Raw genomic sequence first — 9,195 nt, 5'->3', positions numbered from 1 at the left:
CAGCTATCGGGGGCAAGCCCCCTCCCACATTTGAGTTCGGTTGGCAGGTGGGAAGTGGGTCACCGCTGGTCCCCTGTGGGAGAGGTCGAGCGTTAGCGAGGCTTCGATGGCGGCGGCATTGCGGGTAGATGTGCTGGCTGACACACCGCTATCAGGGGCAAGTCGACTCTTCGCACCGCCCCTCCCCCCTTTGAACCAAACCGACCCACAGGCTCGTCGACTATCGAGCCCCTTTCCAGTCCCGCAACCATTGCAGGCCCGCCGAGGTATCGCCCTTTGGCCGGTATTCGCAGCCGACCCAGCCGTCATAGCCCAACTGGTCCATCAGTTCGAACAGGTACGCGTAGTTCAACTCGCCCAGGTCAGGCTCGTGGCGGTCCGGTACCCCGGCGATCTGGATATGACCAATGCCGTCGAAGTCGCGGCGCAGCTTGGTGGCCAAGTCGCCTTCGACGATCTGGCAGTGGTAGCAGTCAAACTGCACCTTGAGGTTGCGCGCGCCGACTTCACGGCAGATGGCGTGGGCCTGGTCCTGGCGGTTGAGGAAAAAACCCGGCATGTCGCGGGTGTTGATCGGTTCCAGCAACACGGTGACGCCGACCTCAGCCGCCGCCGCACTGGCGTAGGCGAGGTTTTCCAGGTACACGGCCTGATGGCGCTGGCGCAGGTTCTCCGAGGGCAGCAAACCGGCCATGACGTGCACGCGGTCGTTGCCGAGCACGGCGGCGTATTCCAACGCGCGGTCGAAGCCACTGCGAAACTCGGCCTCACGCCCCGGCAGGCTCGCGATGCCCCGCTCCCCCGCACTCCAGTCACCGGGCGGTGCGTTGAACAACGCCTGCACCAAGCCGTTATCACTCAGGCGCTGCTTGAGCACCTGCGCGTCGTACTCGTAAGGAAACAGGTACTCCACCGCGTCAAACCCATCGGCCTTCGCGGCACTGAAGCGCTCGAGAAAGTCATGTTGCGGGTAAAGCATGCTCAGGTTGGCAGCAAAACGAGGCATAGGAACTCCTGGAAATCAGACAAAAGGCCAGATCAGCAATGTAATCACGAAACCCAAGGTACCGAGCAAGGTGGTGATCACCGTCCACGTGCGCAGACCATCGGCCACGTTGAGCCCGGCAAGCTTGGTGAAGATCCAGTAGCCGGCATCGTTGATATGCGACATGGCCAGCCCGCCACCGCCCATGGCCAGGCACAGCAGCGCCAGGTGGTTGGGCGTCAGGTTGAGGGTGGCGATCAGCGGGCTGATGATACCGGCAGTGGTCACCAGCGCCACTGTGGTGGAACCCTGCACCGCCCGCAACAGCATGGTCAGCAAGAAGCCCAGGGCCAGCACCGGCAGGCCGGTGGTGCGCAGCATGTCGGAGACCACCGCGCCGATCCCAGTGTCCACCAGCACTTTACCGAACACCCCGCCGGCACCGGCAATCAAAATCACCATGGCCACGCCCGGCAACGCCGAGCCGATCACGTCGGAGACCTGGCTGCGGCTCCAGCCACGGCGCGAACCGAGCAGCCAGGCGCACAGCAAGGTGTCGATCAGCAGCGCCACCAACGGCGCGCCCAGCACGGTCATCACCCCACGCAACGCCGATTCGATCGGCAGCAGCGAGGTGGCCAGGGTACCCAGCAGAATCAAGACAATCGGCAGCAGGATCAGGCCGACGATCAGCCCGAACCCCGGCGCAGGCGCCGCCGGCAGCTTGGCGGCAATGGCGCTGGTGGACTCTTCCAGGCCCATATGAGAGTCGGCCACAGCGCTCTGTTGCACCGCCTGGTGGTTGCCGTTGGTCCAGGCCCGCAGGTCTTCATTGGTCACATGGGGGCCATAGACTTCGGCGCGGATGTCATCGGTCATCGGATAGAAGCGCCGCGTCATGCGCCCCGCCACGCGGTAGCCGACGTAGCACAGCAACGCGGTGATCGGCAGGCCGAACATCAGCACCCGGCCCAGGTCAGCACCCAGTTGGCTGGCGGCGGCCACGGCGCCCGGATGCGGCGGCAGGAACGCATGCACCGTGAGCAGCGCCGCGCACATCGGCAACGCGAACATCAGCAGCGGATTGCGGGCCCGGCGTGCCACGCCGTAGGCCAGCGGCATGAGGATAATCACCCCAACTTCAAAGAACACCGGCACGCCGATGATGAACCCGGCGATGGTCAGCGCCAGCGGCGTACGGCTGTTGCCAAACCGCTCGATCAGCGACTTGGCCAAGGCTTCGGCACCGCCGGACAGCTCGATGATCCGCCCGATCATCGCCCCCAGGGCAATGATGATTGCGATGTGGCCAAGGGTCTTGCCCATGCCGCCTTCGATCGTCGCCACCAGGTCAGCCGGTTTTACCCCGGCCACCAGCGCCACCACGATACTCACCAGCATCAGCGCGACAAACGGCTGGAATTTGTACTTGAGGACCAGAAACAGTAGCAGCGCGATACCCGCGCCGGCGGTCAACATCAAAATCAGTGGGCTCATTCGAGAATGTCCTGTTGTTATTGTTTTTTGGCGCAAGCCGCTCCCGTCACGCTCCGCAGGCGGGTCTCGCGGGGGGGCTTGCAGTGTCGGTCTACGGCATTACCAATGCGCGCCGAACGTCTCGCGCAGTTCATCCAAAGCGGCCTGGCTCAGCGGCTCGGGCCGGGGGTTGCTCATCAGCCAGAGCCGGGCGGTTTCTTCCAACTCTTCCAGGGCGTAGCTGGCCTTGGCCACCGAGCTTTCCCAGACCACCGGCCCCAGGCGCTCGAGCATCACCCCTCGCACGCTGTTGGCCAGTTGCGCCACTTGCTCGGCGACGTCGGGCGAGCCCGGACGCTGGTAGCCGATCAGGGGGATGTGCCCGACCTTCATCACCTGATAGGGCGTGAGCGGCGGCAGAATATCGTCCGCCCGCCACACCCCGGCCAGGGTCAACGCCACCAGGTGGGTGGAATGGGTGTGCACCACACCGCCCACCGTGGGATTGCGGTCATACACCTGACGGTGCAGGGCCAGGGTCTTCGAGGGTTTGTCGCCGGACACCCACTCGCCCTTCAGGTTGACCTTGGCAATCGTCTCAGGCGCCAGGCGACCCAGGCAGACATCGGTGGGCGTAATCAACCAACCATCGTCCAGGCGCGCACTGATATTGCCAGCGCTGCCGACGGTGTAGCCACGTTGATACAGGCTGTGGCCGACGTCGCAGATTTCTTCGCGCAGGGCCTGTTCGTCAATGCCGCTCATTGGGCACCTCCGGCCAGGTGCGCAAGGGCCTTGGCAAAGAACTCACGGCCCCCGAAGTTGCCCGATTTCAGCGCCAGTGCCAGCGGCTCGGTGGAACTGCTGACCGTGGCCGGCACGCCGGGGTCGATCTGTGCACCAATCTGCAACAGGTTGACGCCGAGGGCCTTGACCACCGCGCCGGAGGTCTCCCCGCCCGCCACCACAAAGCGCCGCACACCCTGCTCGCGCAAGCCGGCAGCGATCTCGCCCAAGGCGTTCTCCACCAGGGCGCCGGCGCGTTCGACACCCAGCTGTTGCTGCACCGCCTTGACCTCGGCCGGGGTGCTGGTGGCGTAGATCAATACGGTGTGTGCACTGTCGCGCGCAAAGGCCAGCGCCTGCGCCACCACCGGCTCGCCGGCGGCCAGGGCGATGGGATCGATGCGCAACGCCGGGCGGCCCGCCTCGCACCAGGCCGCGACCTGGCCGAGGGTCGCCACCGACGCACTGCCGGCCAGCACCACTTCGCCACCGCTGACCGTGGGCAACGTGTTCACATCGAAGTCGCGCAATTTACCCGCGCGGCGGAAATTGCCCGGCAGCCCCAGGGCCAGGCCCGAGCCACCGGTGAGCAGCGGCAAGTCGGCGCAGGCGCTGCCCAGGGTGTAGAGGTCCTGGTCCGACAGCGCGTCGGCGATAGCAATGCCCACGCCTTGCGCGCGCAGTTCGGCGATCTTCGTGCGGGTCGCGTCCACCCCCGCGGCAACCGCGTCGTAACGCAGCAGCCCGACCGGCAATGCAGTCTGACGTTGCAGCACGCGCACCAGGTTGGCATCGCCCATGGGCGTCAGTGGGTGGTGCTGCATGCCCGACTCATTGAGCAACTGGTCCTGCACAAACAGGTGGCCACGGAAAATCGTCCGGCCGTTTTCCGGGAACGCCGGGCAGGCCAAGGTGAAATCACTGCCCAGCGCCTTGAGCAAAGCCTCGCTGACCTGACCGATATTGCCGGCGGCGGTGGAGTCGAATGTGGAGCAGTACTTGAAGAAAATCTGTTCGCAGCCCTGCTCGCGTAGCCAGTCCAGCGCGGCCAGGGATTCCTCGACAGCCTCCGCCACCGGCGTGGTGCGCGACTTGAGGGCGATGACGATGGCGTCTGCATCCAGCCCGTCCGCGACTTCGCGACTGGGGATGCCAATGCTCTGCACTGTACGCATGCCGCCGCGTACCAACATGTTGGCCAGGTCGGTGGCGCCGGTGAAATCGTCGGCGATGCAGCCCAGCAACGGGCGCGTGGTGGGGTTAGTCATAAAGCGTTCCTTACACCGGCTCGGGCTTGGCAGTCGGCAGGTCGATGCCGGGGAAAATCTTGATCACCGCCGAGTCGTCCTCGCGGCCAAAACCGGCGCTGGAGGCCTGCATGAACATCTGGTGCGCGGTGGCGGACAACGGCAGCGGGAATTTGCTCGCACGCGCGGTATCCAGCACCAGGCCGAGGTCCTTGACGAAAATATCCACCGCCGACAGTGGCGTGTAGTCGGCCTTGAGAATGTGCGGCACGCGGTTCTCGAACATCCACGAATTACCGGCGCTGTGGGTGATCACCTCGTACAAGGCCTCGGCGTCCACCCCTTCGCGCAGGCCCAGGGCCATGGCCTCGGCGGACGCCGCGATGTGCACACCGGCGAGCAGTTGGTTGATGATCTTGACCTTGGAACCCAGGCCATGGACGTCGCCCAGGCGATACACCTTACCGGCCATGCCTGCCAGCACCGCATCGGCCTTGGCATAGGCGGCCTGCGGGCCCGAGGTCATCATGGTCATTTCACCGGCGGCGGCCTTGGCCGCACCGCCGGAAATCGGCGCATCCAGGTACAGCAGGCCGTGGTCGGCCAAGCGCTGGCCGAGGTCGACGGCGTAGGTCGGGGCCACGGTGGCACAACCGATCACCAGGCTCGCAGGGCGCAATGCAGCCACTGCACCGCCTTCGCCGAACAATACGGTTTCGGTCTGTTCGGCGTTGACCACCACGGTGATGAGCACATCACAGGCCTCGGCCATCTGCGCCGGTGACGCGCACGCCACTCCGCCTTCGCCGGCGAACTGCTGGGTGACCGCCTCGCGTACATCACAGGCATGCACATTGAAACCTGCGCGCAACAGCGAACGGGCAATGCCCAGCCCCATCGCGCCCAAACCGATCACACCGACATTCTTATTATTCATGGGGTACTCCAGGGGAAAACGGCGGCTGACACCACACCGGCGAGCCGCGTTGGAATTGGAATCGATCATCCACCAATGAACAGATTATGTGAAGTATTTTTTCGATCTAACATTTTTTAACATCGCCAGCAGAAGAATTTCACACATCACCCTTTATCGCCTCACCCCACGCAAACTCATTTGCGACGCTTGTGCTTTGCGTATTATGGTATACCATCATACGCAAACCACTCCCCCACACCTGATGGAGCCGCTCATGAGTTTCGAAATCCGCAAGATCGTCAGTTATGTAGAAGAAACCTTTATCGAAGGCGGCAAGGCCGCAGACACCCCGGTGAAAATGGTCGGCCTCGCGGTGGTGCTGAAGAACCCATGGCTGGGTCGTGGTTTCGTCGAAGACCTCAAGCCGGAAATCCGCGCCAATTGCTCCGACCTCGGCGCGCAGATGGTCGAGCGTCTGGTAGCCATCATTGGCGGCGCCGAAAACATCGAGGCGTACGGCAAGGCAGCGGTGGTCGGTGCCGATGGCGAGATCGAACACGCCAGCGCGATCATCCACACCCTGCGCTTCGGCAATCACTACCGTGAAGCGGTCAAGGCCAAGAGCTACCTGAGCTTCACCAACAAGCGCGGCGGCCCGGGCACTTCGATCCAGATCCCGATGATGCACAAGGACGACGAAGGCCTGCGTTCGCACTACATCACCCTGGAAATGCACATCGAAGATTCGCCGCGTGCCGACGAAATCGTCGTGGTCCTGGGTTGCGCCGACGGTGGCCGCCTGCACCCACGGATCGGTAACCGTTACATCGACCTGGAAGAGCTGGCGGCCGAAAAAGCCCAGTAAGCACGGCCGGCCACCACAACAAAAAACATGCAGGAGCGCTCCATGATTCGGCTCACCGCTGAACGCACCCCGGCTGGCACCAGTTATCTGGCGACCGGCCAAGGCCAGCCTGTGGTTTTGATCCACGGCGTGGGCCTGAATAAAGAAATGTGGGGCGGGCAAGTCGTTGGCCTGGCCACGAACTACCGCGTGATCAGCTATGACATGCTCGGCCATGGCGCCAGCCCGCGCCCGGCCGCCGGCACGCCGCTGCTGGGGTATGCCGACCAGTTGCTGGAGCTGCTCGACCACCTGCAACTGCCCCAGGCCACAGTGATCGGTTTTTCCATGGGCGGCCTGGTCGCCCGGGCGTTTGCCCTGCACTACCCCGAGCGCCTCACATCCTTGGTGGTGCTCAACAGTGTGTTCAACCGCAGCCCCGAACAGCGTGCCGGCGTGATCGCACGCACCGCCCAGGCCGCCGAACACGGCCCGGATGCGAATGCCGAAGCTGCGCTGTCGCGCTGGTTCAGCCGTGAATACCAGGCCGCCAACCCGGCGCAGATCGCCGCCCTGCGTGAAACCCTGGCGGGCAACGACCCCCAGGGCTACCTGACCACCTACGAACTGTTTGCGACCCAGGACATGTACCGCGCCGACGACCTCAAGGGTTTGCGCGTCCCCACCCTGGTCGCCACCGGCGAACTCGACCCCGGTTCAACCCCGGAAATGGCCCGGCAACTGGCCGATCGTATTCCTGGCGCCACCGTTGCAGTGCTGGCCGAGCAACGGCATATGATGCCGGTAGAATCGCCACGCCTGGTCAACCAGCTGCTGCTGGGCTTCCTCGACACGGTGTACGCCCAAAACAATCCAATCAAGGGGATCGTTGCATGACACTCGCACGCTTCCAGATGTGCATCGGCGGTGAATGGGTCGATGCCCTGTCCGGCAAGACTTTCGACAGCCTCAACCCGGCCCTGGCCGAACCCTGGGCGCAACTGCCCGACGCCGATGAAGCCGATGTGGAGCGCGCCGTACAGGCCGCCCAAAGCGCCTTCGACAGCCCGGCCTGGCGTGGCCTCACCGCCACCGCACGGGGCAAATTGCTGCGCCGCCTGGGCGACCTGATCGCCGACAACAAGGAACAACTGGCCCAGCTGGAAAGCCGCGACAACGGCAAGTTGATCCGCGAAACCCGTGGCCAGGTCAGCTACCTGCCGGAGTTCTTCCACTACACCGCCGGCCTGGCCGACAAGCTCGAAGGCGGCACCCTGCCGCTGGACAAGCCGGACCTGTTCGCCTACACCGTGCACGAAGCCATGGGCGTGGTGGCGGCGATCATTCCGTGGAACAGCCCGCTGTACCTGACCGCGATCAAACTCGCGCCGGCCCTGGCGGCGGGCAATACCATCGTGATCAAGCCGTCGGAACACGCCTCGGCGACCATCCTCGAACTGGCGCGCCTGGCCCTTGAAGCCGGGATCCCGCCGGGCGTGGTCAACGTGGTCACCGGCTACGGTCCCAGCACCGGCGCCGCCCTCACCCGCCACCCGCTGGTGCGCAAGATCGCCTTTACCGGCGGCGCGGCCACGGCCCGCCATGTGGTGCGCAGCAGCGCGGAGAACTTCGCCAAGCTGTCCCTGGAGCTGGGCGGCAAATCGCCGAATATCATCTTTGCCGACGCCGACCTCGACAGCGCCATCAATGGCGCGATTGCCGGGATCTATGCGGCGTCCGGGCAGAGCTGCGTGTCCGGTTCGCGCCTGCTGGTGCAGGATGAGATCTACGACGAATTCGTCGAGCGCCTGGTGGCACGCGCCCAGCGCATCCGCATCGGTAACCCGCAAGACGACGCCAGCGAAATGGGGCCCATGGCCACCGCACAGCAACTGGCCGTGGTCGAAGGCCTGGTGGCTGATGCCATCGCCGAAGGCGCGCGCCTGCGCACCGGCGGCAAACGCCCGCAGAACCTCGGTGAGGGCTGGTTCTATGAGCCGACGCTGTTCGAATGCGACCGCAATTCGATGAAGATCATGCAGGAAGAAGTGTTCGGCCCGGTGGCCTCGGTCATCCGTTTCAAGGACGAAGCCGAAGCGCTGGCCATCGCCAACGACTCGCAGTTCGGCCTCGCCGCCGGCATCTGGACCCGCGACCTCGGCCGCGCCCACCGCCTGGCGCGGGACGTGCGCTCGGGAATCATCTGGGTCAACACCTACCGTGCCGTGTCGGCAATGGCGCCCATCGGCGGCTTCAAGAACAGCGGCTACGGACGTGAAAGCGGCATCGATTCGGTACTCGCCTACACCGAGCTTAAGACAGTGTGGATCAACCTCTCCCAGGCGCCCATGCCTGATCCCTTCGTGATGCGTTAAGAGACCCCGACCATGATCGAACCCGGCATTTACAAAGACGTCATGAGCTCGTTCCCTTCGGGCGTCACGGTGGTCACCACCCTCGACCCGGACGGCGGCATCGTCGGCATTACCGCCAGTGCGTTCAGCGCGCTGTCGATCGACCCGGCGCTGGTGCTGTTCTGCCCCAACTATGCGTCGGACACCTACCCGATCCTGCGCGACAGCAAGCGCTTCGCGATCCACCTGCTGTCAGCCGACCAGACCGCCGAGGCCTATGCGTTCGCCAGCAAAGGCAAGGAAAAGGCCAAGGGCATCGAGTGGCACCTGAGCGAGCTGGGCAACCCGCTGCTGGCCAAGGCCACAGCGATCATCGAGTGCGAACTGTGGCGCGAATACGACGGCGGCGATCACGCGATCATCGTCGGCGCGGTGAAGAACCTGATCCTGCCCAAGGAACCGGTCACGCCGATGATCTACCACAAGGGCAAGCTGGGCCCGCTGCCGACCCTGGCCTGAGGCGCGCCGGGGCAGGAGGGAGGGCGCCATGAGGGTTTGTCGCTTAAAGAACGCAGCATGATAAA

At 64.5% G+C, this 9,195-nt stretch carries 9 protein-coding genes; 4 read left to right on the top strand and 5 right to left on the bottom strand.

Annotated features, from left to right (window positions below; genetic code table 11):
* Positions 1–220: 220 nt before the first annotated feature.
* The 5 genes from otnI to ltnD all read right to left on the bottom strand — a co-directional run bounded on the left by otnI (position 221) and on the right by ltnD (position 5,500).
* On the bottom strand, positions 221–1,006 hold the full coding sequence (gene otnI, locus AO064_RS04930) for a 2-oxo-tetronate isomerase (RefSeq protein WP_064052603.1): 786 nt from the start codon (positions 1,004–1,006) through the stop codon (positions 221–223).
* A 15-nt stretch (positions 1,007–1,021) separates the two neighbouring features.
* Positions 1,022–2,482, bottom strand: a complete 1,461-nt coding sequence (locus AO064_RS04925; RefSeq protein ID WP_064052602.1) for a GntT/GntP/DsdX family permease — start codon at positions 2,480–2,482, stop codon at positions 1,022–1,024.
* Positions 2,483–2,581: 99 nt separating this feature from the next.
* Positions 2,582–3,226: a 3-oxo-tetronate 4-phosphate decarboxylase gene (gene otnC, locus AO064_RS04920; RefSeq protein ID WP_064052601.1), complete on the bottom strand. Its 645-nt coding sequence runs from the start codon at positions 3,224–3,226 to the stop codon at positions 2,582–2,584.
* The gene (gene otnK / locus AO064_RS04915; protein ID WP_012723578.1) at positions 3,223–4,515 is read right to left on the bottom strand and encodes a 3-oxo-tetronate kinase; all 1,293 of its coding nucleotides are present in this window, start codon (positions 4,513–4,515) and stop codon (positions 3,223–3,225) included. Before otnK ends, otnC begins: the two co-directional genes overlap by 4 nt.
* A 10-nt stretch (positions 4,516–4,525) precedes the next feature.
* Entirely contained in the window at positions 4,526–5,500 is a 975-nt protein-coding gene (gene ltnD / locus AO064_RS04910; protein ID WP_224265963.1) for an L-threonate dehydrogenase, read from the bottom strand.
* 187 nt (positions 5,501–5,687) lie between these two features.
* Here ltnD and AO064_RS04905 point away from each other — a divergent pair, with 187 nt between their 5' ends.
* The 4 genes from AO064_RS04905 to AO064_RS04890 are packed head-to-tail and all read left to right on the top strand — an operon-like array spanning position 5,688 to position 9,130.
* A complete protein-coding gene (locus tag AO064_RS04905) occupies positions 5,688–6,278 on the top strand; it encodes an amino acid synthesis family protein (RefSeq protein ID WP_012723576.1) in 591 nt (196 codons plus the stop codon).
* Positions 6,279–6,320: 42 nt separating this feature from the next.
* Positions 6,321–7,154 carry an alpha/beta fold hydrolase gene (locus AO064_RS04900; RefSeq protein ID WP_043205174.1) on the top strand — a complete coding sequence of 278 codons (834 nt, stop codon included), beginning with the start codon at positions 6,321–6,323 and terminating at the stop codon, positions 7,152–7,154.
* On the top strand, positions 7,151–8,632 hold the full coding sequence (locus AO064_RS04895; RefSeq protein WP_012723574.1) for an aldehyde dehydrogenase: 1,482 nt from the start codon (positions 7,151–7,153) through the stop codon (positions 8,630–8,632). The genes AO064_RS04900 and AO064_RS04895 overlap by 4 nt, the downstream gene beginning before the upstream one ends.
* A gap of 12 nt (positions 8,633–8,644) precedes the next feature.
* Positions 8,645–9,130, top strand: coding sequence for a flavin reductase family protein (locus tag AO064_RS04890; protein WP_012723573.1), 486 nt, complete (start codon positions 8,645–8,647; stop codon positions 9,128–9,130).
* Positions 9,131–9,195 lie beyond the last annotated feature (65 nt).

The sequence above is a fragment of the Pseudomonas marginalis genome (assembly GCF_001645105.1).
GTDB classification, from domain to species: domain Bacteria; phylum Pseudomonadota; class Gammaproteobacteria; order Pseudomonadales; family Pseudomonadaceae; genus Aquipseudomonas; species Aquipseudomonas petroselini.
Note: the sequence above shows the minus strand (reverse complement) of the source record. Positions and strands in the feature narration are given on the sequence as shown.